The sequence below is a fragment of the Polaromonas aquatica genome, from assembly GCF_042659145.1.
GTDB classification, from domain to species: domain Bacteria; phylum Pseudomonadota; class Gammaproteobacteria; order Burkholderiales; family Burkholderiaceae_C; genus Polaromonas; species Polaromonas aquatica.
Map to the genome: position 1 here is coordinate 682,769 of NZ_JBHSRS010000084.1, position 25,952 is coordinate 708,720.

General features: G+C 60.0%; 24 protein-coding genes. 20 read left to right on the forward strand and 4 right to left on the reverse strand.

Annotated elements, in window-relative coordinates; all coding sequences use genetic code 11:
• Positions 1–20: 20 nt before the first annotated feature.
• The gene (locus tag ACFQND_RS24520; protein ID WP_371440063.1) at positions 21–1,007 is read right to left on the reverse strand and encodes a malate dehydrogenase; all 987 of its coding nucleotides are present in this window, start codon (positions 1,005–1,007) and stop codon (positions 21–23) included.
• 210 nt (positions 1,008–1,217) lie between these two features.
• On the opposite strand from ACFQND_RS24520, the gene ACFQND_RS24525 reads away from it, so the two are divergent.
• The 20 genes from ACFQND_RS24525 (at position 1,218) to ACFQND_RS24620 (ending at position 21,989) form a co-directional block, all read left to right on the forward strand.
• On the forward strand, positions 1,218–2,000 hold the full coding sequence (locus tag ACFQND_RS24525) for a GntR family transcriptional regulator (protein ID WP_371440093.1): 783 nt from the start codon (positions 1,218–1,220) through the stop codon (positions 1,998–2,000).
• Positions 2,001–2,235: 235 nt separating this feature from the next.
• Complete coding sequence (sdhC, locus tag ACFQND_RS24530; protein ID WP_371440064.1) at positions 2,236–2,682, forward strand: succinate dehydrogenase, cytochrome b556 subunit; 447 nt, start codon at positions 2,236–2,238, stop codon at positions 2,680–2,682.
• Between the two features lie 19 nt (positions 2,683–2,701).
• On the forward strand, positions 2,702–3,067 hold the full coding sequence (sdhD, locus tag ACFQND_RS24535; RefSeq protein ID WP_371440065.1) for a succinate dehydrogenase, hydrophobic membrane anchor protein: 366 nt from the start codon (positions 2,702–2,704) through the stop codon (positions 3,065–3,067).
• Between the two features lie 44 nt (positions 3,068–3,111).
• Positions 3,112–4,908, forward strand: coding sequence for a succinate dehydrogenase flavoprotein subunit (gene sdhA / locus ACFQND_RS24540; RefSeq protein ID WP_377414957.1), 1,797 nt, complete (start codon positions 3,112–3,114; stop codon positions 4,906–4,908).
• 38 nt (positions 4,909–4,946) lie between these two features.
• The gene (locus tag ACFQND_RS24545; RefSeq protein WP_371438668.1) at positions 4,947–5,651 is read left to right on the forward strand and encodes a succinate dehydrogenase iron-sulfur subunit; all 705 of its coding nucleotides are present in this window, start codon (positions 4,947–4,949) and stop codon (positions 5,649–5,651) included.
• Positions 5,652–5,676: 25 nt separating this feature from the next.
• Entirely contained in the window at positions 5,677–6,000 is a 324-nt protein-coding gene (locus ACFQND_RS24550; RefSeq protein ID WP_371438669.1) for an FAD assembly factor SdhE, read from the forward strand.
• Between the two features lie 22 nt (positions 6,001–6,022).
• The gene (gene gltA, locus ACFQND_RS24555) at positions 6,023–7,333 is read left to right on the forward strand and encodes a citrate synthase (protein ID WP_371438670.1); all 1,311 of its coding nucleotides are present in this window, start codon (positions 6,023–6,025) and stop codon (positions 7,331–7,333) included.
• A 30-nt stretch (positions 7,334–7,363) separates the two neighbouring features.
• Positions 7,364–7,591, forward strand: a complete 228-nt coding sequence (locus ACFQND_RS24560) for a hypothetical protein (protein ID WP_371438671.1) — start codon at positions 7,364–7,366, stop codon at positions 7,589–7,591.
• Between the two features lie 43 nt (positions 7,592–7,634).
• The gene (locus tag ACFQND_RS24565) at positions 7,635–8,555 is read left to right on the forward strand and encodes a LysR family transcriptional regulator (RefSeq protein WP_371438834.1); all 921 of its coding nucleotides are present in this window, start codon (positions 7,635–7,637) and stop codon (positions 8,553–8,555) included.
• A 40-nt stretch (positions 8,556–8,595) separates the two neighbouring features.
• Positions 8,596–10,017 carry a 3-isopropylmalate dehydratase large subunit gene (gene leuC, locus ACFQND_RS24570; RefSeq protein WP_371438672.1) on the forward strand — a complete coding sequence of 474 codons (1,422 nt, stop codon included), beginning with the start codon at positions 8,596–8,598 and terminating at the stop codon, positions 10,015–10,017.
• A gap of 10 nt (positions 10,018–10,027) precedes the next feature.
• Positions 10,028–10,678, forward strand: a complete 651-nt coding sequence (leuD, locus tag ACFQND_RS24575) for a 3-isopropylmalate dehydratase small subunit (RefSeq protein ID WP_371438673.1) — start codon at positions 10,028–10,030, stop codon at positions 10,676–10,678.
• A gap of 78 nt (positions 10,679–10,756) precedes the next feature.
• Positions 10,757–11,827, forward strand: a complete 1,071-nt coding sequence (gene leuB, locus ACFQND_RS24580; RefSeq protein WP_371438674.1) for a 3-isopropylmalate dehydrogenase — start codon at positions 10,757–10,759, stop codon at positions 11,825–11,827.
• 277 nt (positions 11,828–12,104) lie between these two features.
• The gene (gene asd / locus ACFQND_RS24585) at positions 12,105–13,244 is read left to right on the forward strand and encodes an aspartate-semialdehyde dehydrogenase (RefSeq protein WP_371438675.1); all 1,140 of its coding nucleotides are present in this window, start codon (positions 12,105–12,107) and stop codon (positions 13,242–13,244) included.
• Between the two features lie 270 nt (positions 13,245–13,514).
• Positions 13,515–16,331 carry a FimV/HubP family polar landmark protein gene (locus ACFQND_RS24590; protein ID WP_371438676.1) on the forward strand — a complete coding sequence of 939 codons (2,817 nt, stop codon included), beginning with the start codon at positions 13,515–13,517 and terminating at the stop codon, positions 16,329–16,331.
• A gap of 62 nt (positions 16,332–16,393) precedes the next feature.
• A complete protein-coding gene (truA, locus tag ACFQND_RS24595) occupies positions 16,394–17,188 on the forward strand; it encodes a tRNA pseudouridine(38-40) synthase TruA (protein WP_371438677.1) in 795 nt (264 codons plus the stop codon).
• 157 nt (positions 17,189–17,345) lie between these two features.
• Positions 17,346–18,062 carry a phosphoribosylanthranilate isomerase gene (locus tag ACFQND_RS24600; RefSeq protein WP_371438678.1) on the forward strand — a complete coding sequence of 239 codons (717 nt, stop codon included), beginning with the start codon at positions 17,346–17,348 and terminating at the stop codon, positions 18,060–18,062.
• Positions 18,040–19,299 carry a tryptophan synthase subunit beta gene (gene trpB / locus ACFQND_RS24605; protein ID WP_371438679.1) on the forward strand — a complete coding sequence of 420 codons (1,260 nt, stop codon included), beginning with the start codon at positions 18,040–18,042 and terminating at the stop codon, positions 19,297–19,299. Before ACFQND_RS24600 ends, trpB begins: the two co-directional genes overlap by 23 nt.
• Complete coding sequence (gene trpA / locus ACFQND_RS24610; protein ID WP_371438680.1) at positions 19,296–20,102, forward strand: tryptophan synthase subunit alpha; 807 nt, start codon at positions 19,296–19,298, stop codon at positions 20,100–20,102. The genes trpB and trpA overlap by 4 nt, the downstream gene beginning before the upstream one ends.
• Positions 20,103–20,252: 150 nt before the next feature.
• Positions 20,253–21,125, forward strand: coding sequence for an acetyl-CoA carboxylase, carboxyltransferase subunit beta (accD, locus tag ACFQND_RS24615; RefSeq protein WP_371438681.1), 873 nt, complete (start codon positions 20,253–20,255; stop codon positions 21,123–21,125).
• A 204-nt stretch (positions 21,126–21,329) separates the two neighbouring features.
• Positions 21,330–21,989, forward strand: coding sequence for an LON peptidase substrate-binding domain-containing protein (locus ACFQND_RS24620; RefSeq protein ID WP_371438682.1), 660 nt, complete (start codon positions 21,330–21,332; stop codon positions 21,987–21,989).
• 23 nt (positions 21,990–22,012) lie between these two features.
• On the opposite strand, the gene ACFQND_RS24625 is transcribed toward ACFQND_RS24620, so the two are convergent.
• The 3 genes from ACFQND_RS24625 to ACFQND_RS24635 are packed head-to-tail and all read right to left on the reverse strand — an operon-like array spanning position 22,013 to position 25,951.
• Positions 22,013–23,821, reverse strand: a complete 1,809-nt coding sequence (locus tag ACFQND_RS24625; protein WP_371438683.1) for a polysaccharide biosynthesis protein — start codon at positions 23,819–23,821, stop codon at positions 22,013–22,015.
• Positions 23,808–25,313, reverse strand: a complete 1,506-nt coding sequence (locus ACFQND_RS24630) for a DegT/DnrJ/EryC1/StrS family aminotransferase (protein ID WP_371438684.1) — start codon at positions 25,311–25,313, stop codon at positions 23,808–23,810. The genes ACFQND_RS24625 and ACFQND_RS24630 overlap by 14 nt, the downstream gene beginning before the upstream one ends.
• Positions 25,310–25,951: a NeuD/PglB/VioB family sugar acetyltransferase gene (locus ACFQND_RS24635; RefSeq protein ID WP_371438685.1), complete on the reverse strand. Its 642-nt coding sequence runs from the start codon at positions 25,949–25,951 to the stop codon at positions 25,310–25,312. The genes ACFQND_RS24630 and ACFQND_RS24635 overlap by 4 nt, the downstream gene beginning before the upstream one ends.
• Between the last annotated feature and the right edge of the window lies 1 nt (position 25,952).

The following is a 25,952-nucleotide window of genomic DNA, read 5'->3' on the forward strand; positions in this document are numbered from 1 at the left end:
TTGACTAGCAATGACTTGATTTAAAGAAGATGTTTGACGCCGTCCTGCTCGCCTTGCAGCTCTTCCTGCGTCTTGTTGATGCGCTCCTGGCTGAAGGCGTCGATTTCAAGGCCTTCGACCAGCTTGTATTCGCCGTTTTCGCAGGTGACGGGGAAACCGAACATCATGTCCTTTGGAATGCCGTACTGGCCATCCGACGGAATACCCATGGTGACCCACTTGCCGTTGGTGCCCAGAGCCCAGTCGCGCATGTGGTCAATGGCGGCGTTGGCAGCAGAAGCAGCCGAGGACAGGCCACGGGCTTCGATGATGGCGGCGCCACGCTTGCCAACGGTAGGCAGGAACACGTTGGCGTTCCATTCCTGGTCGTTGATCATCTTGGCGACGCTTTCGCCCTTGATGGTGGCGAAACGGTAGTCGGCGTACATCGTGGGCGAGTGGTTGCCCCAGACCGTGAGTTTTTCGATGTCGGCCACGGCCTTGCCGGTCTTGGCAGCGATCTGGCTGGCGGCGCGGTTGTGGTCCAGGCGCAGCATGGCGGTGAAGTTCTTGCGTGGCAGGTCAGGAGCCGACTTCATGGCGATGTAGGCATTGGTGTTGGCTGGGTTGCCGACGACCAGCACCTTGACGTTGCGGCTGGCAACGGCGTTCAGCGCCTTGCCCTGTGCCGTGAAGATGGCGCCGTTGACGGCCAGCAGTTCGGCACGTTCCATGCCTGGGCCGCGGGGGCGCGAGCCGACCAGCAGGGCATAGTCGGCATCCTTGAAGGCGGTCATCGGGTCGCTATGGGCTTCCATGCCGACCAGCAGCGGGAAAGCGCAGTCGTCGAGTTCCATCATCACGCCCTTGAGCGCTTTTTGCGGGCCTTCAACCGGGACTTCGAGCAGTTGCAAAATCACAGGCTGGTCCTTGCCCAGCATTTCGCCGGAGGCAATGCGGAACAACAATGCGTAACCGATTTGGCCTGCTGCACCGGTAACTGCAACACGGACGGGTTTTTTGCTCATGATTGAGAACTTTCAGGTTGGTTAAGTGAGATTGGATATCTGCTCGATCGGGTGGGATGGATAGCTGTGTGAAATGCGGTGTTTGACGCAGGTGCACAGGTCCATCGGAGTGCCGGTTCAGCGCGGGATTTTACGCCTGAAAAGCAGACCCCGTCAATTTGTCTTATGTCTTATATAAGATATGATGGCGGCTACCCCACCTTTGCACGCATGGCCGCCATTCCCCCCTCCTCCCCAGCGCTTTCTGCCGATGATTTTGCAGGGGCAACGCCAGCATTCAGCCCCTTGTATCAGCAGATCAAGGGCCTGATCCTGCAAAGCCTGCAGTCCGGCGAATGGAAGCCTGGTGAAGCCATCCCGTCCGAAATGGACCTGGCCGCGCGCTACCGTGTCAGCCAGGGCACCGTGCGCAAGGCGATCGACGAGCTCGCTACCGACAACCTGGTGGTGCGACGCCAGGGCAAGGGCACGTTTGTGGCCACCCACGCCGAGCAGCATGTGCAGTTCCGCTTCCTCAAGCTGGTGCCCGACAGCGGCACACCGGGCAGCGAAGGCCCGGCCCAGCGCGAGATCGTCGACTGCCGCCGCCTGCGCGCCAGCGCGGACATTGCACGGGCACTGGCATTGCGGACCGGCGACTCGGTGCTGCAGGTGCGGCGCGTGCTGAGTTTTGCCGGCACACCCACCATCCTGGAAGACCTCTGGCTACCCGCCGCGCCCTTCAAGGGCCTGACCGCCGAGCGCCTGGCAAATTACCACGGCCCCATGTATGCGCTGTTTGAAACTGAATTTAATGTCCGCATGGTCAGGGCCGAGGAAAAAATACGCGCAGAACCAGCCATTGACGGGCGGGAACTGCTCCTGAAAGTAGAGCGCGGCACACCACTGCTTAGCGTGGAGCGCATCGCATACACCTACCAGGACGTTCCCATGGAGTTGCGCCGCGGTTACTACCGCACCGACACACACCATTACCACAACACCCTGAACTGATCGCATTCGCAACGCATCAAGACCAGGCCATCTTGTGAGCACATATTGCAGGTCGCACGGGCATTCCACGCGGGTGTTGCGAACGCTGATTCCCCAGTGTCCGGGCCCCTTATCCGACAAAAACTTTCAGTCATCGCCCAGCCGCGCGCAGACCCATGTTGCATTGCAATAGAATCCGGGGTTGAGCGGGTTTTGCCGGTTACAACGCAGTTACTCAAAATATAGAAAGCCAAGTATGTCCGAATCAGCGACAACCGTAGCGAAGAAGCGGCCAGAGTTCCGCAACATCAACGCATTCAAGGATCTGACCACTTATCGCATGGCCCCTGCGGCCTGGGTTTCCATCCTGCATCGTGCAAGCGGGGCCATCATGTTTCTCCTGATGCCCTTCATCATCTGGATGTTCGACACCTCGATTTCCTCCGAAATCTCCTTTGCCAAATTCAAATCGGCTTTTAACGTCGGCATGCTTTACCTGCCCGGCGTCATCTGGAAGCTGGTAGCACTGGCCCTGATCTGGGCTTTCCTGCACCACTTCATCGCCGGCCTGCGCCATTTGTGGATGGACATAAGCCACGCCGCCGTCAGCAAGGAGTTCGGCAAGTCTTCCGCTGTTTTCACGCTGGTTGTGAGCATCCTGCTGACGCTGGTGCTGGCCGCCAAGCTGTTCGGCCTGTACTGATAAGAAGGAGCAAATAAAAATGGCAGTTAATTACGGCTCCAAACGCATCGTTGTCGGCGCTCACTACGGTCTGCGCGACTGGCTCGCCCAACGCGTTACCGCAGCGCTGATGGCACTTTTCACCGTGCTGGTGCTGGCCCAGATCATTTTCAGCAAAGGCCCTATCGGCTACGACCTCTGGGCCGGAATCTTCTCCGCGCAGTGGATGAAGGTATTGACCTTCACCGTCATCGTCGCCCTGCTCTGGCATGTGTGGGTTGGCATGCGGGACATCTGGATGGACTACGTCAAGCCGGCCTCCATCAAGCTTGTATTGAATGTCTTCACGATTGTCTGGCTTGTCGGCTGCGCCGGCTGGGCCATCCAGGTTTTGTGGCGCGTCTGATCCGGCCATAGCTCCCACGACAACAAAAATCCCACACAAAAACCATGACCGCAACATCCAAACTCCCCAAGCGCAAATTTGACGTCGTCATCGTCGGTGCCGGCGGCTCCGGCATGCGCGCCTCGCTGCAACTGGCCCGCGCCGGCCTGAATGTGGCCGTGCTCTCCAAGGTGTTCCCGACCCGTTCCCACACCGTGGCAGCCCAGGGCGGCATCGGCGCCTCGCTCGGCAACATGAGCGAAGACAACTGGCACTACCACTTCTACGACACCGTCAAGGGCTCCGACTGGCTCGGCGACCAGGACGCGATCGAATACATGTGCCGCGAAGCGCCCAAGGTTGTGTACGACCTCGAGCACATGGGCATGCCGTTTGACCGCAACCCCGACGGCACGATTTACCAGCGCCCCTTCGGCGGCCACACCGCCAACTACGGCGAAAAGCCCGTGCAACGCGCCTGCGCCGCAGCCGACCGCACCGGCCACGCCATGCTGCACACGCTGTACCAGCAAAACGTCAAGGAAAAAACCAGCTTCTTCGTCGAGTGGATGGCGCTGGACCTGATCCGTGATTCGGCCGGTGATGTCGTGGGCGTGACCGCCCTCGAAATGGAAACCGGCGACGTGCATATTTTTGAAGCCAAGACCACGCTGCTGGCCACCGGCGGCGCCGGCCGCATCTTTGCCGCTTCAACCAACGCCTTTATCAACACCGGCGACGGCCTGGGCATGGCGGCGCGCGCCGGCATCCCGCTGGAAGACATGGAGTTCTGGCAGTTCCACCCGACCGGCGTGGCCGGCGCCGGCGTGCTGCTGACCGAAGGCTGCCGCGGCGAAGGCGCCATCTTGCGCAACAGCAACGGCGAGCGTTTCATGGAACGCTATGCGCCCACGCTGAAAGACCTGGCGCCGCGCGACTTCGTCTCGCGCTCCATGGACCAGGAAATCAAGGAAGGCCGCGGCTGCGGCCCCAACAAGGACTACATCCTGCTGGACATGACCCATCTGGGTGTGGACGCCATCATGAAGCGCCTGCCTTCGGTGTTCGAGATCGGCCACAACTTCGCCAACGTCGACATCACCAAGGAACCGATTCCTGTCGTGCCCACCATCCATTACCAGATGGGCGGCATTCCGACCAACATCCACGGCCAGGTGGTAACGCAAGACGCCAACAACCACAGCCAGATCGTCAACGGCCTGTATGCCGTGGGCGAATGCTCTTGCGTGAGCGTGCACGGCGCCAACCGTCTGGGCACCAACTCGCTGCTCGATTTGCTGGTCTTCGGCAAGGCTGCCGGCAACCACATCGTTGAGTTCAACAAATCCAACCCCACGCACAAGCCGCTACCGGCCAACGCTGCAGACCAGACCCTGGCCCGCATCGCCCGCCTGGACAACGCAACCGACGGTGAATACGCCCAGGATGTGGCCAACGACATCCGCGCTGCCATGCAGCAGCACGCCGGCGTGTTCCGCACCCAGGCCATCATGGACGAAGGCGTGGCCAAGATCGCGGCCATGCGTGCGCGTGTCGCCAATATCGGCCTGAAAGACAAGTCGAAGATTTTCAACACGGCGCGCATTGAAGCCCTGGAAGTTGAAAACCTGATGGAAGTGGCGCAGGCCACCATCGTTTCAGCAGCTGCCCGCAAGGAAAGCCGCGGCGCACACTCGGTGGACGACTACGGCGATACCCCGGAGCACCCGAACGGCCGCAATGACACCGACTGGCACAAACACACGCTCTGGTACAGCGAAGGCAGCCGCCTGGCCTACAAGCCTGTGCAGATGAAGCCCCTGACCGTCGAGTCCGTGCCGCTCAAGACGCGTACGTTCTAAAAACACGGCCCTGCGACCCCAAAAGAAGCGAGAACCCCATGACCAAACGTACTTTCCAGATTTACCGCTACGACCCGGACACCGACGCCAAGCCTTACATGCAGACGATCGAGGTGGAACTCGACGGTCATGAGCGCATGCTGCTGGACGCGCTGATGAAACTCAAGGCACAGGACCCGAGCATCAGCTTTCGCCGCTCGTGCCGCGAAGGCGTGTGCGGCTCCGACGCCATGAACATCAATGGCAAGAATGGCCTGGCCTGCCTGACCAACATGAACACGCTCAAGGGCACCATCGTGCTCAAGCCGCTGCCAGGCCTGCCTGTGGTGCGCGACCTGATCGTCGACATGACGCAGTTCTTCAAGCAGTACAACTCGATCAAGCCTTACCTGATCAACGACAACCTGCCGCCCGAAAAAGAACGCCTGCAAAGCCCCGAAGAGCGCGATGAGCTCAACGGCCTGTACGAGTGCATTTTGTGCGCCAGCTGCTCGACCAGCTGCCCCAGCTTCTGGTGGAACCCGGACAAGTTTGTCGGCCCGGCCGGTTTGCTGCAGGCTTACCGCTTCATCGCCGACAGCCGCGACGAAGCCACCGCCGACCGCCTCGACAACCTTGAAGACCCGTACCGCCTGTTCCGCTGCCACACCATCATGAACTGCGTCGACGTCTGCCCCAAGGGCCTGAACCCGACAAAGGCCATTGGCAAGATCAAGGAAATGATGGTCCTGCGAACCGTCTGACACAGCACCGTTGCCTGAATAGAGTATGGACGCTACCGACACACTGATTGATGAGCGAGCCCTGAGCAAGCTCAAATGGCGGTGTCGTCGCGGCCTGCTGGAAAATGACCTGCTTATCGAAAAATTCTTTATCCGCCACGAAGCCACATTGACCATCAGACAGGCCAAAGGCCTGAGCAATCTGATGGACTTGTCTGACAATGATTTGCTGGATCTTTTGCTAAAACGTAAAAATCCGGATCAGCTGTCCGATGCCGATTCGCAGGCATGTGCATCCACTTCCGAAGCTCTTGAAGTTTTAAACCTGTTACGTCCTGCCGCAAGTGGTGCCGTGACTGCCCTCGTTTGATTTGATTAGAAAGAAGCATGAAATGAAGCTAGCCGACAACAAAGCCACCCTGTCCTTCAGCAACGGCAGCCCGAGCATCGATTTGCCTGTGTACCAGGGCAACGTAGGTCCGGATGTAGTGGACATTCGCAAGCTGTATGCCCAGACCGGCATGTTCACCTATGACCCGGGTTTCCTGTCAACCGCGTCGTGCCAGTCCGCCATCACCTACATCGACGGCGACAAGGGCGAATTGCTGTACCGCGGTTACCCCATCGAGCAGCTGGCCACCAACTGCGACTACATGGAAACCTGTCACCTGCTGCTGCAGGGCGAGTTGCCCAACGCCGCCGAGAAGAAGGAATTCGTCAGCCGCGTGACCAACCACACCATGGTCAACGAGCAGATGCAATTCTTCCTGCGCGGTTTCCGCCGTGACGCGCACCCGATGGCCATCATGACCGGCCTGGTCGGCGCCCTGTCGGCCTTCTATCACGACAGCACCGACATCAACAATCCGGAGCACCGCGACATCTCGGCGATCCGCCTGATTGCCAAGATGCCGACCCTGGTCGCCATGGCTTACAAGTACACCGTGGGCCAGCCCTACATGTACCCCAAGAACGACCTGAGCTACGCCGGCAACTTCCTGCACATGATGTTTGCCACGCCTTGCGAAGAGTACAAGGTCAACCCGGTGCTCGAACGCGCCCTGGACCGCATCTTCATCCTGCACGCAGACCACGAGCAAAACGCATCCACCTCCACGGTGCGCCTGTGCGGCTCGTCCGGCACCAACCCGTTTGCAGCAATTGCAGCCGGTGTGGCCTGCCTCTGGGGTCCGGCCCACGGCGGCGCCAACGAAGCAGCTCTCAACATGCTGGGCGACATCCAGAAGCAGGGCGGCGTCGAAAAAATCGGTGAGTTCATCAAGCAGGTCAAGGACAAGAGCTCCGGCGTCAAGCTGATGGGTTTTGGTCACCGCGTTTACAAGAACTACGATCCGCGCGCCAAGCTCATGCAGGAAACCTGCAAGGAAGTGCTCAAGGAAATGGGCCTGGAAAACGATCCGCTGTTCAAGCTGGCCATGGCCCTGGAAAAGATTGCCCTGGAAGACGATTACTTCGTTTCGCGCAAGCTCTACCCGAACGTCGACTTCTACTCCGGCATCGTGCAGCGCGCCATCGGCATCCCCGTGCCGCTGTTCACCGCAGTGTTCGCGCTGGCCCGCACCGTCGGCTGGATTGCCCAGCTGAACGAAATGATCGGTGATCCAGAGTACAAGATCGGCCGTCCACGCCAGCTCTTTACCGGCTCCACCACCCGTGAGGTCAAGCCGCTGGCCCAGCGTTAATCCGCTACGCCTTTGCGCAAAGCCCGCCTGATGGCAACATCGGCGGGCTTTTTTACGTATGGCCCCACCTGCGGGACGGGCAAGAAGCCACGCGCAGTCACCGGACGCTATATTTTTGATAGCTGGTGGCGCGCATTAGACGGGGGCCAGGGGCATAAAACCCTTGATATTTTGGTGTTTCCGGCCAAAAACACCCATTTCGGCAAGCCAGTCATCGTGTATTGCGATGGCAAGACCAAGAACATACCGGCAAAATAGCGATTCATCGTCGCCAAATGCGATGACCTTACGCCCCATGTCCATCAAAAGCTCAGAACGCAATTTCGCCCGCCGCATAGACCTGACCTCGCTTCAGCTCTTTGTGGCCGTCTGCGAGCTGGGCAGCATAGGCAAGGCGGCCGAGCGCGAATTCATTGCGGCCTCCGCCGTCAGCAAGCGCCTTTCCGACCTCGAAGCCACGCTGGACACCCCCCTGCTCTACCGCCACACCCGCGGCGTGGACCTGACCCCGGCGGGCGAAAGCCTGCTGCACCATGCGCGCTCGGTGCTTTTCAGCCTTGAAAAAATGCAGGGCGAGCTCAGCGAATACTCGGACGGCGTGCGCGGCCATGTGCGCGTGCACGCCAGTATCTCGGCCATCGTGCAGTTCCTGCCTGAAGACCTGGGCGCCTTCATACGCCAGCATGCAGAGATCAAGATAGACCTCGAAGAACACCTGAGCACCGAAGTGGTCCGCGCCGTGCAGGAAGGCGCCGCCGACCTTGGCATCTGCAACACCGCCGACGGCACGGGTGAATTGCAGACGCTGCCTTACCGCACCGACAAACTGGTGCTGATTGTGCCCACAGGCCACGCGCTGGCAGCGCAAGGCGCTATTAATTTTGAAGCAGCGCTGGACTACGACCAGGTCGGCCTGCATTCCAACAGCTCGATTTACCTGGCCATGCGGCAGGCCGCCGCCGCAACGGGACGCACCATCAAACTGCGCATCCACGTCACCGGGCTGGACGCCATGTGCCGCATGATCCACAACGGCCTGGGCCTGGGCGTGATGCCGCAGCGCGCCTTTGAGCTCATGCACGGTGTCGGCGAACTTGAAGCGGTCACGCTGCTGGATGCCTGGGCGACCCGCCGGATCGAGCTGGTGGCCCGCGATTTTTCAACCCTGCCGGTGACCGGCAGACTGCTGGTTGAGCACCTTACTGCAACCGCAGCCCCCTAAAATCAAACCCAAAACCACATAGAAACCACGAAGGAAAACCATGGGACGCACCCTTTACGACAAGATCTGGGACGAGCACGTTGTTCACACCGAAGAAGACGGCACCTCGATTCTTTATATTGACCGCCACCTGGTACATGAGGTCACCAGCCCGCAAGCCTACGAAGGCCTGCGCGAGGCCGGCCGCAAGGTCTGGCGCATCAGCTCCATAGTGGCCACCGCCGACCACAACACGCCCACCACCGGCTGGGAGCTGGGCTACGACGGCATCACCGACCTAGTCAGCAAGGAGCAGATCACCACGCTCGATGCCAACATCAAGGAATTCGGCGCAGCGGCCTTCTTCCCCTTCCTCTCCAAACGCCAGGGCATAGTCCATGTGATCGGCCCCGAGAACGGCGCCACCCTGCCCGGCATGACGGTGGTTTGCGGCGACTCGCACACATCCACCCACGGCGCCTTCGGCGCGCTGGCGCACGGCATCGGCACCAGCGAGGTCGAGCACGTCATGGCGACGCAAACCCTGCTGGCCAAAAAAGCCAAAAACATGCTCGTCAAGGTCGAAGGCACGCTGCCCAAGGGCTGTACCGCCAAGGACATCGTGCTGGCCATCATCGGCAAGATCGGTACCGCGGGCGGCACCGGTTACACCATTGAATTCGCCGGCTCGGCCATTCGCGGCCTGAGCATGGAAGGCCGCATGACGGTCTGCAACATGGCCATCGAAGGCGGCGCACGTGCCGGCCTGGTGGCTGTGGACCAGAAAACCATCGACTACATCAAGGGCCGGCTGCTGGCACCCACGGGCGTCGAGTGGGATATGGCCGTCAAGTACTGGAACACCCTGCAATCCGACGCGGATGCCAGGTTTGACGCTGTGGTCGAGCTCGACGCCAGCCAGATCGTGCCGCAAGTGACCTGGGGCACCTCCCCTGAAATGGTGCTGCCCATTACCGGCAAAACGCCGGACCCAGACAAGGAAAAAGACGCCAACAAGCGCGGCGCAATTGAACGCGCACTCGAGTACATGGGCCTGCAGCCCGGCAAGGCGCTGGACGATATTTATGTCGACAAGGTGTTCATCGGCTCCTGCACCAACAGCCGGATTGAAGACATGCGCGAAGCGGCTGCCATTGTCAAAAAGATAGGCCAGAAGGTCGCCAGGAACGTCAAGCTGGCCATGGTGGTGCCGGGCTCAGGCCTCGTCAAGGAACAGGCCGAACGCGAAGGCCTGGACAAGATTTTTGTCGCCGCGGGTTTTGAGTGGCGCGAACCCGGCTGCTCGATGTGCCTGGCCATGAACGCCGACCGGCTGGAGCCGGGCGAGCGTTGCGCCTCCACCAGCAACCGCAACTTCGAAGGCCGGCAAGGCGCCGGTGGCCGCACCCACCTCGTCAGCCCCGCGATGGCCGCCGCTGCGGCGATTCACGGCCATTTCGTAGACATCAGAAAATTCGCCTGAGGAAATCACCATGCAGAAATTCACCGTACACAAGGGCCTGGTCGCCCCCATGGACCGCGAGAACGTCGACACCGACGCGATCATTCCCAAGCAGTTCCTCAAATCCATCCGCAAGACCGGCTTTGGTCCCAACCTGTTTGACGCCTGGCGCTACCTGGATGCCGGTTTTCCCGGCCAGGACCCGGCCAGCCGCAAGCCGAATCCGGACTTTGTGCTGAACCAGCCGCGTTACAAGGGCGCCTCGGTGTTGCTGGCACGCAAGAACTTCGGCTGCGGCTCCTCGCGCGAACATGCGCCCTGGGCGCTGGACCAATACGGCTTTCGCGCCATCATTGCACCCAGCTACGCCGACATCTTTTTCAACAACAGTTTCAAGAACGGTCTCTTGCCCATCGTGCTGACCGAGGCACAGGTGGCGCAGCTGTTTGACGAAGCGCTGGCCTTCCCCGGCTACCAGCTCACGGTGGACCTGGAGCGCCAGGTTATTGTCAAGCCGCAAGGGGAAGAGCTGCCCTTCGACGTGCAGGCTTTCCGCAAATACTGCCTGCTCAACGGCCTGGACGACATCGGCCTGACCTTGCGCCAAAGCGACAAGATCAAGGCCTTTGAAGCCGAACGCCTGGCAAGCAAACCCTGGCTGAACCACACCGTGGCAGGCTGAGCGGGCGCCATTTATCAATAAAACTGCGCTACAGCCGCCTGGATATGCGCGCAGCCAGCTATAAAAAAGATAGTAACCATGAAAATCGCAATTCTCCCCGGTGACGGCATAGGCACCGAAATCGTCGCCGAGGCCGTCAAGGTCCTGCAGGTTCTGGACCTGAAATTCGAAACCGAAACGGCGCTGGTAGGCGGCGCCGCCTACGAAGCCCACGGCCACCCGCTGCCCGAAAGCACGCTCAAACTGGCCAAGGAATCCGACGCCATCCTGTTTGGCGCCGTCGGCGACTGGAAATACGACAAGCTGGACCGTCCCTTGCGTCCCGAGCAAGCCATTTTGGGCTTGCGCAAAAACCTCGGCCTGTTTGCCAACTTCCGTCCCGCCATCTGCTACCCGCAACTGGTGGATGCCTCCAGCCTGAAGCGCGAGCTGGTGTCCGGCCTGGACATCCTGATCATCCGTGAACTGACCGGCGACATCTACTTCGGCCAGCCGCGCGGCCGCCGGGTTTCTCCGGACGGGCACTTCCCGGGCGCCGAAGAAGCCTTCGACACCATGCGTTATTCACGCCCGGAAATCGAGCGCATCGCCCATGTCGCGTTCCAGGCGGCCCGCAAGCGCGGCAAACGTGTCACCAGCGTGGACAAGGCCAATGTGCTGGAGACCTTCCAGCTCTGGAAAGACGTCGTCACCGAGATCGGCACACAGTACCCTGACGTCGCACTGGACCACATGTACGTGGACAACGCCGCCATGCAACTGGTCAAGGCGCCCAAGAAGTTCGACGTGGTCGTCACCGGCAACATGTTCGGAGACATCCTCTCCGACGCCGCCGCCATGCTGACCGGCTCCATAGGCATGCTGCCCTCGGCCAGCCTGAACGACAAAAACCAGGGGCTGTACGAACCCAGCCACGGCAGCGCGCCCGACATTGCCGGCAAAGGCGTGGCCAATCCGCTGGCGACGATTTTGAGCGCGGCCATGATGCTGCGCTTCAGCCTGAACCAGCCCGAAGCCGCCGCACGTATTGAAAAAGCCGTGGATGCCGTGTTGACGCAGGGCCTGCGCACGCCCGACATCTACAGCGAAGGCACGACCAAAGTCGGCACGGCACAGATGGGCGATGCCGTCGTAAAAGCACTGGGCTGACGTTTTTTCGCTGCAAATCGCCGGGGTTCCGGTGGTTTGCAGCTGCTGCCAGCCCCGCGCCAGGGCAAGCCTGGCTACAATAGCCAGCTATGCGTCAAAACCCCGCCCCCACCTACTTCCCCGCCGCCTTGCGCGCGGGAAGTGTTGCGCCGGTTTTTGCCCAGACCACCAAGACGACAACCATTAAAGGCTGATACAGCCCGGTTCGTCGTGCCCTGCTGGCTCGATGAGCCGGGCCAAAAAGCCTATTTTTTAGTACTTTTTGAAGGGTAATCCCATGAAACTCAAAGGCAATCTCACAGGACTCGTCGGCTGGCGCGGCATGGTCGGCTCGGTGCTGATCGACCGCATGCAGGCCGAAGGCGACTTCGAGCTGATCGAACCGGTCTTTTTCTCCACCTCGAATGCCGGCGGCAAAGCCCCGGCGCAGGCCAGGAACGAGAAAACCCTCAAGGACGCCTTTGACATCAAGGCCCTGAAGAAGTGCGACATCATCATCACCGCGCAGGGCGGCGATTACACCTCGGAAGTGTTCCCCAAGCTGCGCGCCGCCGGCTGGACAGGCCACTGGATTGACGCGGCTTCCACCCTGCGCATGAACGACGATGCCGTCATCATCCTGGACCCGGTGAATCTGCCGGTCATCCAGAATGCCATGGCCAAGGGCGGCAACAACTGGGTGGGCGGCAATTGCACTGTCAGTTGCATGCTGATGGGCGTGGGCGCACTGTACAAGGCCGGCCTGGTCGAGTGGATGACCAGCATGACTTACCAGGCCGCTTCCGGCGGCGGCGCCCAGCACATGCGCGAACTGCTGACCCAGTTCGGCACGCTCAACGGCGAAGTCAAGGCCTTGCTGGACGACCCGAAATCCGCCATCCTTGAAATCGACCGCCGTATCCTGGCCAAGCAGCAATCGCTGTCAGCCAGTGAAACCGCCAACTTCGGCGTGCCGCTGGGCGGCTCGCTGATCCCCTGGATCGACAAGGACCTGGGCAACGGCATGAGCAAGGAAGAATGGAAAGGTGGCGCCGAAACCAACAAGATCCTGGGCCAGGGCGCCAGCTTCGGCACTGCCGAAACGCCGGTGGACGGTTTCTGCGTGCGCATAGGCGCCATGCGTTGCCACAGCCAGGCGCTGACTTTCAAGCTCAAGAAAGACGTGCCACTGGCCGACATCGAAGCCATGATCGCGGCCGACAATGACTGGGTCAAGGTTGTGCCGAACACGCGCGAAGCCTCCATCAAGGACCTCACGCCCGTGGCCGTGACCGGTACCATGCAGATCCCGGTCGGCCGGCTGCGCAAGCTGGCCATGGGCCCCGACTATCTGGGCGCCTTTACCGTCGGCGACCAGTTGCTGTGGGGTGCGGCCGAACCCCTGCGCCGCATGCTGCGCATTCTTCTGCAGGCCTGAGGGCTTTCAAGTGGGGCGCCGCCATCGAAAGTTAGCGGCCACCCACTACTGTGCCGCTCGTAAGTAATTGCGACACGGCGTTGTCGTCAGACAACAATCGAAACTTGTAAGTTGACCCTAAACCGCTGTGTCAAAACTTAAGTGGTGTCTTAGCTTGTCAGCGTAATGCCTTGATGTTAAGGTTGTTTTTCGAAAATTCGCATCGAGGTTTTTGTGCGCTTAAGCAGAATAAAGTTACAAGCAAACCGAGCACCGGAGGCTCAAAACCCCATGAATCATCGTCTTCGTTGGCGTGTGGGTGCCTTGGCGAGTGCCATTGCACTGCTGGGTAGCCTCACAAGCCTTGACGCCCAAGCCCTGGGCCTGGGCCGCATGACCGTCCAATCCGCACTGGGTGAGCCCCTGAAGGCGGAAATCGATATTTCCGAGATCAGCGCCGATGAGGCTGGCAGCCTCAAGGCCGGTGTGGCCAATGCGGAAGCCTTCAAAGCCGCCGGACTGGAATACACCCCCGCAGTAGTTGGCGTGCAGGTCAGCCTGCAAAAACGCGCGGATGGCCGCTCCTACCTGCGCCTGAGCAGCAGCCGGCCGATAACAGAGCCGTTTGTGGACCTGATCCTGGAAGCCAGCTGGTCTTCAGGCCGCATCGTGCGTGACTACACCATGCTGTTTGACCCGCCAAACCTGCGCCAGTCCGGCATGGCCGCAGCCCCGATAGCACCTGTAGCGCCCATTCTGTCCCGTCCCGCTGCTCCGGCGGCTCCGGCAACTGCGCTTACGGAAAGAGCTCCCTATTCCCCGCCACCGGCTGAACGGGCACCATCGGCCATACGCCCTGCGCCCGTAGCCAGGGCAGCGCCGCCGGCCAAGGCCAGCCCCGCACCCAAAGCACCTGCCAGCGGCCAGCAAGTTGCCGTAAAACAGGGCGATACCGCCGGAAAAATCGCTGCCCAGAACAAACCTGCCAGCGTTTCGCTTGATCAGATGCTGGTGGCCTTGCTCAGAAGCAACCCGGACGCGTTCATTGGCGGCAATATCAATCGGCTGAAGTCCGGCGCCGTACTGGACCTTCCCGGCGCGGACGAGGCTGGCGCCATCTCCGCCGGTGAAGCCTCCCGGACCGTCGTTGCGCAGGCCAGGGACTTCAACGAGTTCCGCCGAAAGCTGGCCGAAGGCGTGCCGACGACCCAGGTTGGCAGCGCCAACCGGCAGGCCGGCGGCAAGGTGCAGGCAAAAGTCGAAGACCGCGCACCCACCACGGCAACACCCGACAAATTGACCCTGTCCAAAGGCGCGGTGCAAGGCAAGCCTGCGGCCGAAGACCAGATTGCCAAAGACCGCCAGGCCAAGGCCGCTTCGGACCGTGTGGCCGAGCTGTCCAAAAATATCAGCGACCTGAACAAGCTTGCAGGGGCACCTGCAGGAGTTGCCACCGGTGCGGCAGCTGCAGCCAGTGCTGCCGGCGTTGCCGTAACCAAGCCGGGGGCACTTCCCGCTACCCCGGCAACTGCGGCGTCTGCGGCCGCACCCGCATCCATTCCCGCGAGTGCTTCAAAGGCTATAAGCACAGGCACGCCAGCCCTGGCTGCTGCCAGCGCCCCTGCCGCACTGTCGGCGCCGCCAGTCACCTCAACAGCTGCAGGTACGACGCCCACGACGGCCGCAGCCAGCGCTACGGCCACGGCAGCAGCCCTGGCCCCTGCATCTGCTGCGCCAGCCGCAAGTGCCAGTGCGCCCGTCGCCGCAGCATCACAGGCAATGGCGGCCGCTACTGCAGCGAGCACGCCAGTTGCCGCCGTGGTGGCCAAAAAACCGGTGGTAATCCCCCCACCGCCGCCGGAACCAGGCCTGATTGACGAATTGACCGAAAACCCGCTTGTATTGCCGGCTTTTGCAGGCTTGCTGCTGCTTTTGGGTGGCTTTGGTTATTACCGCTACAAAAAGCGCAACAATGCCGTGCAGGTCGACAGCTCTTTCCTGGAAAGCCGCTTGCAGCCTGACTCCTTCTTTGGCGCCAGTGGCGGCCAGCGCATTGACACCAGCGAAGGCGGCGCAACAGGCTCCTCACTGGTCTACTCGCCCAGCCAGCTTGATGCTGCTGGCGATGTTGACCCAGTTGCAGAAGCCGATGTCTACCTGGCCTACGGACGTGACCTGCAGGCAGAGGAAATCCTCAAGGAAGCCATGCGCACCAGCCCGACGCGGGTGGCCATTCATGCGAAGCTGATGGAAATCTACGCCAAACGCCGCGATGCCAAAGCTTTTGAGGTGGTGGCTATTGAGGCCTTTAACCTGACGCGCGGCGAGGGCCCCGAATGGGCTTACATCGGCGAGATGGGCCGCGAACTGGACCCGGCCAATCCGATGTACCAGCCAGGCGGGCAACCACAGGTAGCCACTCGCGGCAATGCAACCGAAGCGCAGCAAGCCGCTGCCGCTGCTGCATTCGGTGCCAGCACCATTCCGCAAATGATCGAGCCTGAGGCCGAAGCCCCGGCGGCTTCGGTCGACTTTGACCTAGACCTGGATTTCTCCCTGGGAGATGAACCGGTCGCAGCAGCACCGCCGCCTCCAGCCGTAGCCACGGCCCCTGCTGGCTACCGGGCCGAGCCGACGCTGGCCATGAATGCCCATCAGGACCCTGTTTTTGAAGGTCTGGACATGGACTTCTCCACCGAACCTGCGGTCAAACCCACGGCTAAGCCCCCCTCCGCCAATGGTTTTGATGCAAACGCGGGTGACATGGCCCTGTCCGCCAGCGGCCTGAGCTTTACAGCCGACGCACCTGTCGCAGTCAAACCGGCACCGGCGCCAGCTCCTGTGGCTTCCGCACCGGACAGCGGCATGCTGGAGTTCGACCTCGGCTCCCTGTCTCTTGACCTGAACGGTCCGACGACCGAAAGCCCCGCGTTGTCGGCACCGACCGCGGCCTCGGGCGACCCGCTGGAAACCAAGTTTGCGCTGGCCGAAGAGTTTCGTGCGCTGGGCGATATGGACGGAGCGCGCTCGCTGGCAGAGGAAGTCGCGGCCCATTCCACCGGCTCACTCAAAAGCAAAGCGCAGGCGTTTATCAACGCGCTGTCGTGAACGCCAGTTGAACGCCTGGCGTTGTTCGCTGGCCACCGACAGGAATTGCCCATGAGACACCCGTGAGGATAGCCCTCGGCATCACCTACAGCGGCAGCGGCTATGAAGGCTGGCAAAGCCAGCTCTCGGGCAACACAATCCAGGACAAACTGGAGCTGGCACTTGGCAAATTCGCCGCTCAGCCTGTGCGCACCCTGTGCGCTGGCCGCACCGATGCAGGCGTGCACGGCCTGATGCAGGTAGTGCACTTTGACACCCTGCTGGTGCGTGACACCGCCTCCTGGGTGCGCGGCACCAACGCCTTCCTTCCTCGCGACATTGCCGTGCAGTGGGCGCGGCAGGTGCCCGACGAATTCCATTGCCGCGGCAGCGCCATTGCGCGCCGTTATGCCTATGTGGTGCTGGAGTCCCCAGTGCGCCCCAGCGTCGAAGCGGGCCGCGTCGGCTGGGTCTACCGCCCGTTGGACGGCGCTGTCATGCAGCAGGCCATTGAGCACCTGATCGGCGAACACGACTTCAGTTCCTTCCGCGCCGCCCAATGCCAGGCCAAATCCCCCGTCAAAACAATCCGCCGGATTGACATCACCTGTAGCGGGGAGCCGGGGGCAAGGTATTGGCGCTTCGAATTTGAAGCCAATGCTTTTTTACACCACATGATCCGCAACATCATGGGCTGCCTGGTGGCCATTGGCCAGGGCAGCCATACGCCCGACTGGCTGGCCGAGGTTGTGGCCGCGCGCAGCCGGCAGGCCGCCGCCCCCACCTTTCCCCCCGACGGCCTGTATTTTCTGGGGCCGGTCTACGAAGACCATTACGGCTTGCCGGTGCGCACGACATCTTATGATTGGCTTCCATGACACTCCCCCCCGTTGCTCCCCCACTCTGTGTGGGTCGCCTCCCCCCTCAAGGGGGCAACACCAGCAGCCCGGCAAAGCCGGTTCCGCGGTGTTCCTGGACCGTGCAGCGCCACGATCATAGGCAGCAGGTGTCGCTTCGCGCCGTGGAGACCCCGGCATGAAAACGCAAAATACCCCTATCCGCACCCGCATCAAGATCTGCGGCCTCACGCGCGAGGAGGACGTGGATGCAGCGGTTGCGGCTGGTGTCGATGCCATCGGTTTTGTCATGTACGAAGCCAGCCCGCGCCATGTCAGCGCGGAACGCGCCGCCGAACTGGCCCGCCGCCTGCCGCCCTTTGTCACTCCGGTGCTGCTTTTCGTCAACGCATCCGCTACAAAAATAATAGCTGCCTGCGCTCATCTACCCTCGGCCTTGCTGCAATTTCATGGTGATGAAACTCCTGAAACCTGCCTGCTGGCCGGCCGGCCGTTCATACGAGCCGCCCGTATCCCCCTGGATGAGCAGGTTTCTGCGAGAACTGCCCGCTTTGATCTCGTAAAATACGCAGAAGACTTCAAGGCTGCCCAGGCCATCCTGCTCGACGCCCATGTCGAGGGTTATGGCGGCGGCGGAAAAACATTCAATTGGTCACTTCTTCCTCCAAGCGTCAACGCTCACCTCGTTTTGTCTGGTGGGTTGACGCCTGCAAACGTGACCGATGGCATTTTGCAAGTCAGGCCGCGCTGTAAAACGCTGGCCGTTGATGTGAGCTCAGGCGTCGAGATTTCCAGGGGAATCAAAAGCGCCGACAAAATCAACCAATTTGTCGCAGCCGTCCGCGCTGCCGATGAACAACTTGCGAAGAATCATGTACGACTATCACCAACCTGACACTAGCGGTCACTTCGGGATTTACGGCGGCAGTTTTGTTTCAGAGACGCTGACCCACGCGATCAACGAGCTGAAAGACGCCTACGCCAAATACCAGAACGACCCGGAATTCCTCGCCGAATTCCATTCCGAGCTCAAGCATTTTGTAGGCCGCCCGTCCCCGATCTACCACGCCGCGCGCATGAGCCGCGAGCAGGGCGGCGCACAGATTTACCTCAAGCGCGAAGACCTCAACCACACCGGCGCGCACAAGATCAACAACACCATAGGCCAGGCGATGTTGGCAAAACGCATGGGCAAACCACGCGTGATTGCAGAAACCGGCGCCGGCCAGCACGGCGTGGCCACCGCCACGATCTGCGCCCGCTACGGCCTGGAATGTGTGGTCTACATGGGCAGCGAAGACGTCAAGCGTCAAAGCCCCAATGTCTACCGCATGAACCTGCTGGGCGCCACCGTGGTACCGGTCGAAAGCGGCAGCAAGACGCTGAAAGATGCGCTCAACGAAGCCATGCGCGACTGGGTTGCCAACGTGGACAACACCTTCTACATCATAGGCACGGTGGCCGGCCCGCATCCCTACCCCATGATGGTGCGCGATTTTCAGAGCGTGATAGGCACCGAGTGCCTGGCACAGATGCCGGAATTCATAGGCCAGCAGCAGCCCGACGCCGTGATTGCCTGCGTGGGCGGCGGCAGCAATGCCATGGGGATTTTTCATCCCTACATCCCTTATGAAAACACCCGCCTGATAGGTGTGGAAGCCGCCGGCGAAGGGCTGGATAGCGGCAAGCATTCGGCCTCGCTGCAGCGCGGCCTGCCCGGCGTGCTGCACGGCAACCGCACCTATGTGCTGCAAAACGAGGATGGCCAGGTCACCGAGACGCACAGCGTCAGCGCCGGCCTCGATTACCCTGGCGTGGGCCCGGAGCATGCATTTTTGAAGGATATTGGCCGTGCCGAATATGTAGGCATCACCGACAGCGAAGCACTCGAAGCCTTCCACTACCTGTGCCGCACCGAGGGCATCATCCCCGCGCTGGAGTCCAGCCACGCTGTGGCCTGTGCCATGAAGATGGCACGCAGCATGCGCAAGGACCAGAGCCTGCTGGTCAATCTCTCGGGCCGGGGCGACAAGGACATAGGCACGGTGGCCGACCTGTCAGGTGCCGACTTTTACGACCGGCCCTCCATGCGCGGGCTGGCGGTCAAGGGCGGCAGCAAGGAAACCTCATGAGCCGCATTGCATCGACCTTTTCCGCACTGAAAACCCAGGGCCGCAAAGCCCTGATTCCTTATGTCACGGCAGGCTTTCCGTTTGCCGACATCACACCCGAGCTGATGCACGGCATGGTGGCCGGCGGCGCCGACGTGATTGAGCTGGGCGTCCCCTTCTCGGACCCGAGCGCCGACGGCCCGGTGATCCAGCAGGCCGGCGAAAAAGCCCTGGCCCAGGGCGTGGGCACACTGCAGGTTCTGGAGATGGTTCGCATCTTCCGCAGCAAAAACAGCAGCACGCCGGTTGTCCTGATGGGTTATGCCAACCCGGTGGAGCGTTATGACATCAGGCACGGCAAGGACGCCTTCATCCGCGATGCGGCCCAGGCCGGCGTCGACGGGATGCTGATCGTCGACTACCCGCCCGAGGAGTGCGTGGAGTTTGCTGCAAGGCTGCGTACCCACAACATGGACCTGATCTTTTTGCTGGCCCCCACCAGTACCGACGCCCGCATGGAGCAGATTGCCGGGGTCGCCAGCGGTTATGTCTACTACGTCTCGCTCAAGGGCGTGACCGGTGCCGGCACGCTGGATGTAGGCGGCGTGGAGGCCATGCTGCCACGTATCCGCCAGCATGTGAGCGTGCCTGTAGGCGTGGGTTTTGGCATCCGCGATGCGGCCACCGCCAGGGCCATCGGCAAGGTGGCTGACGCCGTCGTGATCGGCAGCAAGATCATCCAGCTGATTGAGAACCAGCCGAAAGAGAAAGTCGCAGAAGTTGCCCAGGATTTTCTGGCAGAAATCCGCCGCGCGCTGGACTGAAATCCGTGCCGGGAACACAGAGCATAATGATGCCTGTTCTCCCGGTTACCGTTGTTTGATACGCCGGTTATGACACCATCATCCGATATCCGCAGCCCCGCCAGAAGGCCATTGACCCCGGCAGCAGCGGATCAACAAGGACCCGAATCCATGTCTTGGCTAGAAAAACTCCTCCCACCCAAAATCACGCCCACTGACCCCACCGAGCGCCGTAGCGTGCCCGAGGGCCTGTGGATCAAGTGCCCCAGCTGCGAAGCCGTGCTCTACAAGACCGACCTGGAGAAAAACCAGAATGTCTGCCCGCAGTGCAGCCACCACCATCGCATAGGCGCCCGCGCCCGGCTGGACGCCTTTCTCGATGCCGAAGGCCGTTACGAACTGGGCCAGGAAGTCCTGCCGGTCGATGCCCTCAAGTTCAAGGACAGCCGCAAGTACCCCGAACGCCTGAAAGAGGCACTGGAAAACACCGGCGAAACCGATGCACTGGTCGTCATGGGTGGCGCCGTGCACAGCATTGGTGTGGTTGCCTGCTGTTTTGAATTCGACTTCATGGGCGGCAGCATGGGCAGCGTCGTTGGTGAACGTTTTGTGCGCGGCGTGCACGCTGCTATCGAGCAAAAAGTCCCCTTCATCTGCTTTACCGCCACAGGTGGCGCACGCATGCAGGAAGGCCTGCTCAGCCTGATGCAGATGGCCAAGACCAATGCAGCCCTGACCCGCCTGGCTAAAAAAGGCCTGCCTTACATCAGTGTGCTGACGGACCCCACCATGGGAGGCGTGAGTGCCGGTTTTGCTTTTGTTGGCGATATTGTCGTGGCCGAACCCAAGGCGCTGATCGGGTTTGCAGGACCCCGGGTCATTGAATCCACAGTCCGGGTCACATTGCCCGAAGGTTTCCAGCGCGCGGAGTTTTTGCAAACCAAGGGCGCTGTCGACTTCATCTGCGACCGCCGCGAACTGCGCAAAACCATTGCAAGCTCGCTGGCGATGTTGCTCAAGCAACCTGCTGACGCTGTGGCGTGAGCCTGGCCTGGCGGCGCAAGGCATATTTCCGCTACTTAATTGATAGCTAGCCGCGCTCGCCAATTAAGGGATTTGGCTACTTTTCCCTTATTTTCACATTGCTTCCCCGACCATCGCCAATGCGGGAAAACACAAGACAAGGCAAAAGCAGGGGACTCCCGGATCGTGGGATGATGTCAGCATATTTATCCTAGGCATGCTTCGATGTCTGACGCCCTCACCCTGTTCTCGCTCCCCCTGTTTCCCTTGGGCACGGTTCTTTATCCAGGCGGATTGCTGCCCCTGCGGATTTTTGAAGTTCGCTACCTGGACATGATAGGAAAGTGCCAAAAAAATGGGGCTCCTTTTGGTGTTGTATCCCTGACCCAGGGCTCAGAAGTGCGAAAAGCAGAACCCGGCAAGCCTGGCGGTGACGGGTTTGCCCATGAAGACTTCAATATGGTCGGCACCCTTGCAACCATTACAGAATTTTCAGTGCCCCAGCCCGGTTTGATGACCATCCGTTGCGCGGGAGCCCAACGCTTCAGGATCTCGAACCGCGAAAAACTCAGGCACGGTTTGTGGATCGCCGACGTTACCCGGCTGGACGACGATATAAGCATCAAGGTACCCGATGACCTGCAAGCCAGCGCCAATGCACTGGGCAAACTGATCAAGAGCTTGCAGCAGCGCGAAGTGCCGAACGAGCAGATGCCCCTGACAGCCCCCTATCGACTGGACGACTGCGGCTGGGTTGCCAATCGCTGGTGCGAACTGCTACCGATGCCGCTGGAGCTCAAGCAGCGCCTGATGGAACTGGACAACCCGCTGGTACGGCTGGAGCTGATCAGCGATATTCTCGAGCGCACCGGGATTGCGCTGTAGAGAACAAACTGTTCTCAATAATCCTAGGCTTGGGATTTATATTCCGGCACATGGCCCCGCAGCCAGGCCCTGACATCATTGCTCGACGGCAAAGGGCCGACATTCTCAATCCAGTCGATCACGCCCTGGATACCTACAGCCTGCTGCCCTGACGTTTTTGCAACGCGCAACTTCGGATGAGGTGTCGGCTCAGTGGTTTCATCGTCAGCCATCAACTCTTCAAACAGCTTCTCACCAGGCCGAAGACCGGTAAACGACAAGGGAATTTCCTGCTCACTCTTGCCTGACAGGCGAATCATCATGCGCGCCAGATCGGCGATCTTGACCGGATCACCCATATCCAGAACATAAATCTGCCCACTTTTTCCCATCAATCCGGCCTGCAATACCAACCGGGCGGCCTCAGGGATGGTCATGAAATAGCGCACGATATCAGGATGGGTGACGGTAATTGGCCCACCTCTGGCTATCTGCTCGGTGAACAGAGGTACAACCGACCCACTCGAACCCAATACATTGCCAAAGCGCACCGACACAAACTCGGTAGCCGTAAATTCCAGCGCAACACTTTGCACAACCAGTTCGGCCATGCGTTTGGTAGCGCCCATGATGTTGGTCGGGTTCACCGCCTTGTCGGTCGATATCTGGACAAATTTTTGAGCGCCGCAAGCTCCTGCCACCCGGGCGGCGTGAAGAGTCCCCAGGATATTGGTGCGAATCGCTTCAATTTCGTTGTGCGACTCCATCAACGGGACATGTTTGTAGGCTGCCGCATGAAAGAAAACGGACGGCTTGTATTGCATGGCAATCGCCAGCAAACGTTCTTTCTCACGTATATTGGCAGTGTAATAAAAGCCCTGCATTTGCGGATGCGTCTCGCGCAACTCCTGCTCCAGCTTGTAGATCGCAATTTCAGATGCATCAACGCACACCAGGCGGGTGACACCCAACCGTGCGATCTGACGACAAAGTTCGGAACCGATGGAGCCTCCTGCACCGGACACAAAGGCGGTCTGGCCTGAAAAAAGTCCGGCCAGACCACGCATATCAAGCTCTACAGCCTGGCGCCCTAGCAAATCCTCAAGCTCGATTTTTCGCGGACTGGTCCCGTCAGTTCGCAGCCACTCGTCAGGTCGCGGCATTGTCAGTAACGTCAAACCGGCCCGGCTGGACTGGAGCAGGACATCGCGTCGCTCATCCGAGCCCGGAGGACTGGCGATCAATGCGGTGGAAGCGCCAACAGATTTGGCAATCTCAACCGCCGCCCCGGACAAACCAAGTACAGGAATCTGATTAAGATAGGTTCCGCGTTCAGTCGCCAGCGGTGAAACAATACCGACACAACGCCACTGGCTGGATCCTTTCAGCGCACGCAGCGCATCCGCGGCATCCTGTAACGAGCCGACAATCAGCAACGGCCTCGATCCATCTGGCGGCCGCGTCTGCTCTGCAAAGGTCCTCCACCCAGCTCGTACAGCCCCCAAAAACACCAGACCGATGAGCGGGTGCAGCAGCAACACGGAACGTGGAAAACTGGGATACCGCATCATCAAAACAATGGCGGCGGAAAAGAGGCCACCAAGAAAAACCCCCCAGCCCAACTGCCGCAACTCAGGCAAACCTATATACCTCCAGACTTGGCGGTCAACATGAGCAATACCCAGACCAGCAGCAAAGCTGGCAACAGTCCACGGAATACCAAGCCAGGCCAGTGTTTCAAACTCATCAGGAATGTCGAAGTTGAAGCGCAGCCAGAAAGCGGTCCACCACGCCAGACCAATAAGCAGCAGGTCGATCAACCAGAGCGGCAAAACTTCTTTACGCAAGCGCACTGCAATCCTCTGCCATTAACAAGGTGTGGCGCAAATGAGCAATCACTCGGTCTTGCTGCTCTTCACTCAGATTGGAGCCAGAAGGCAGGCATATGCCGGATTGAAAGAGGTTGGCCGAAACGTCCATCTCGGGATCATGGGAAAAATACGGTGCCCCCATAAACAGGGGCTGCAAATGCATTGGTTTCCATACTGGTCTGGCTTCGATCAAGTGACGCTCCAGAGCCTTCATGACCCGATGGCACCTCACGTTGGCATCAGACCCGCCCAAAGTAAAACATGTGAGCCAGCGTGTCGACTGAAAGCCATCGGGTTCCGGCATCCATTGCACTTCCCGCAGGTCCGCCAAAGCCTCCACATAACGCTCAAACACGCGTCGTCTCTGTGCAACGCGCTGCTTGAGCACCCGCAGCTGACCTCGCCCAATTCCAGCCAGCACATTACTCATGCGATAGTTGAATCCAAGCTCTGTGTGTTCGTAATGAGGTGCAGGTTCACGGGCCTGTGTCGAGAGTTTGCGAGCCTTTGCGACAAGATCAGGATCGTCAGCCACCAGCATGCCTCCGCCTGAAGTAGTAATGATCTTGTTGCCATTGAACGAGTACACAGCGATCCTGCCAAAGCTTCCGCTGCTCCTGCCTTTGTAATGGGCACCAAGCGACTCGGCTGCGTCCTCGAGTACAGGTACACCATAGCGTTCGCAGATAGGCAACAGAGAATCCATGTCAGCACTCTGGCCATACAGGTTAACCAGAATCACGCAGGCAGGCATCCGGTTTTCACGCTTTGCCCACTCAAATGCCCGTTCGAGCGCAGCGGGCGACATATTCCAGGTCTGTGGTTCAGCATCAATAAAAACAGGACGCGCACCACAATAAAGAATGGGGTTACAACTTCCCACAAAAGTCAGCGAAGAACAGAAAACCGTATCGCCAGATTTAACTCCCAGCAGCACAAGCCCCAGATGAATGGCTGCCGTTCCCGAACTCACTGCGGCAGCATGGGCAACACCGATATGGCTAGCCAACTCCCGTTCAAATGCATCCACATGAGGTCCCAACGGGGCAATCCAGTTGGTCTTGAATGCCTCGTCAACAAACATGGTCTCCTCCTCACCAAGATGCGGCGAAGAGAGCCAGATCCGCTGTGACAGCTCTCGGCGAAAGATCACGTCCACGGGTTTGCCTCGTGAATCTAGTATTGGTATATGGTCAATCTGATGCTGGTCCATCAACTGCAAAATCCCCGCGGCATTGGCGTCTTGATTGGCCGTTACGGGCTTGACGTCTGGCAGTTCCCCGACAGGGGATGCATCGCTGGCATGGTTCAGGATAGCTCGCCGCAAATCACCGTCTGTCACAGTGCGAACGAGTATCCCGTCGTCACGAAGTACCAGCAAAATGCCCCGTGCCGTCTGATCCATGCGCAACAGCGCCTCACGCAGCGTAAAAGCCGGCATTATGGAAAGTGCCGCAAGCTTGTTCGGACTCATTGAATTTTCCTTGCGGGTACACCCGTATAGGTACCGGGTTCCGGGAGATGGGTTGTAACTACAGCCCCCGCCCCCACAGTCACATCGTCGGCAATCGCCATGGAAGGCAATACTACGGCACCGGCCCCAACCAGGACTCGCCGCCCCACTTTGACGTCCCCACCCAAAGTCGCATTGGGTGCTATGTGTGAAAAGGCCCCGACCTTCACATCATGGTCAACTACCGAGCCGTGGTTAACGATGGAACCAATGCCAATGCTGGCGCCGGGACCTATGACAGCGCCCCCGGCCACGAAACAGCCATCGGAAATATGACTGAACTGTGATACCAGCGCCAAAGGATGGATGATCGAGACCAGGCGTTTATCCCCCCACAGCCCAGCCTCCCGCTCTCGAGCAAGATTTCCGCCAATGGCAATGTGCATGACCTGCTCCAGGGATTTCGCAATTTGTGCGTCAAGCAATTGAATTCCCGGCAAAAGCTCACCGTGACAAACTGCCGGATTGCGGTCAGAAGCAACAATGCGAGCCCAGCGACCGCCCAGGAGCGCGGCATCTGCGACCACCCGGCCATGCCCACCCGCGCCAAACAATAGAAGCACAACATTGGCTGCAGGCAATGGTTTACGCAAACTCATG

Bases quoted from the DNA above. Each gene is read 5' to 3' on its own strand.
- ACFQND_RS24520 (WP_371440063.1), bottom strand. From the start codon at position 1,007: ATGAGCAAAAAACCCGTCCGTGTTGCAGTTACCGGTGCAGCAGGCCAA.
- ACFQND_RS24635 (WP_371438685.1), bottom strand. From the start codon at position 25,951: ATGAGTTTGCGTAAACCATTGCCTGCAGCCAATGTTGTGCTTCTATTG.
- ACFQND_RS24630 (WP_371438684.1), bottom strand. From the start codon at position 25,313: ATGAGTCCGAACAAGCTTGCGGCACTTTCCATAATGCCGGCTTTTACG.
- ACFQND_RS24560 (WP_371438671.1), top strand. From the start codon at position 7,364: ATGGCAACATCGGCGGGCTTTTTTACGTATGGCCCCACCTGCGGGACG.
- sdhC (WP_371440064.1), top strand. From the start codon at position 2,236: ATGTCCGAATCAGCGACAACCGTAGCGAAGAAGCGGCCAGAGTTCCGC.
- sdhA (WP_377414957.1), top strand. From the start codon at position 3,112: ATGACCGCAACATCCAAACTCCCCAAGCGCAAATTTGACGTCGTCATC.
- trpA (WP_371438680.1), top strand. From the start codon at position 19,296: ATGAGCCGCATTGCATCGACCTTTTCCGCACTGAAAACCCAGGGCCGC.
- leuD (WP_371438673.1), top strand. From the start codon at position 10,028: ATGCAGAAATTCACCGTACACAAGGGCCTGGTCGCCCCCATGGACCGC.
- leuC (WP_371438672.1), top strand. From the start codon at position 8,596: ATGGGACGCACCCTTTACGACAAGATCTGGGACGAGCACGTTGTTCAC.
- ACFQND_RS24620 (WP_371438682.1), top strand. From the start codon at position 21,330: ATGTCTGACGCCCTCACCCTGTTCTCGCTCCCCCTGTTTCCCTTGGGC.
- sdhD (WP_371440065.1), top strand. From the start codon at position 2,702: ATGGCAGTTAATTACGGCTCCAAACGCATCGTTGTCGGCGCTCACTAC.
- ACFQND_RS24600 (WP_371438678.1), top strand. From the start codon at position 17,346: ATGAAAACGCAAAATACCCCTATCCGCACCCGCATCAAGATCTGCGGC.
- asd (WP_371438675.1), top strand. From the start codon at position 12,105: ATGAAACTCAAAGGCAATCTCACAGGACTCGTCGGCTGGCGCGGCATG.
- accD (WP_371438681.1), top strand. From the start codon at position 20,253: ATGTCTTGGCTAGAAAAACTCCTCCCACCCAAAATCACGCCCACTGAC.
- trpB (WP_371438679.1), top strand. From the start codon at position 18,040: ATGTACGACTATCACCAACCTGACACTAGCGGTCACTTCGGGATTTAC.
- leuB (WP_371438674.1), top strand. From the start codon at position 10,757: ATGAAAATCGCAATTCTCCCCGGTGACGGCATAGGCACCGAAATCGTC.
- ACFQND_RS24550 (WP_371438669.1), top strand. From the start codon at position 5,677: ATGGACGCTACCGACACACTGATTGATGAGCGAGCCCTGAGCAAGCTC.
- ACFQND_RS24545 (WP_371438668.1), top strand. From the start codon at position 4,947: ATGACCAAACGTACTTTCCAGATTTACCGCTACGACCCGGACACCGAC.
- ACFQND_RS24525 (WP_371440093.1), top strand. From the start codon at position 1,218: ATGGCCGCCATTCCCCCCTCCTCCCCAGCGCTTTCTGCCGATGATTTT.
- gltA (WP_371438670.1), top strand. From the start codon at position 6,023: ATGAAGCTAGCCGACAACAAAGCCACCCTGTCCTTCAGCAACGGCAGC.
- ACFQND_RS24590 (WP_371438676.1), top strand. From the start codon at position 13,515: ATGAATCATCGTCTTCGTTGGCGTGTGGGTGCCTTGGCGAGTGCCATT.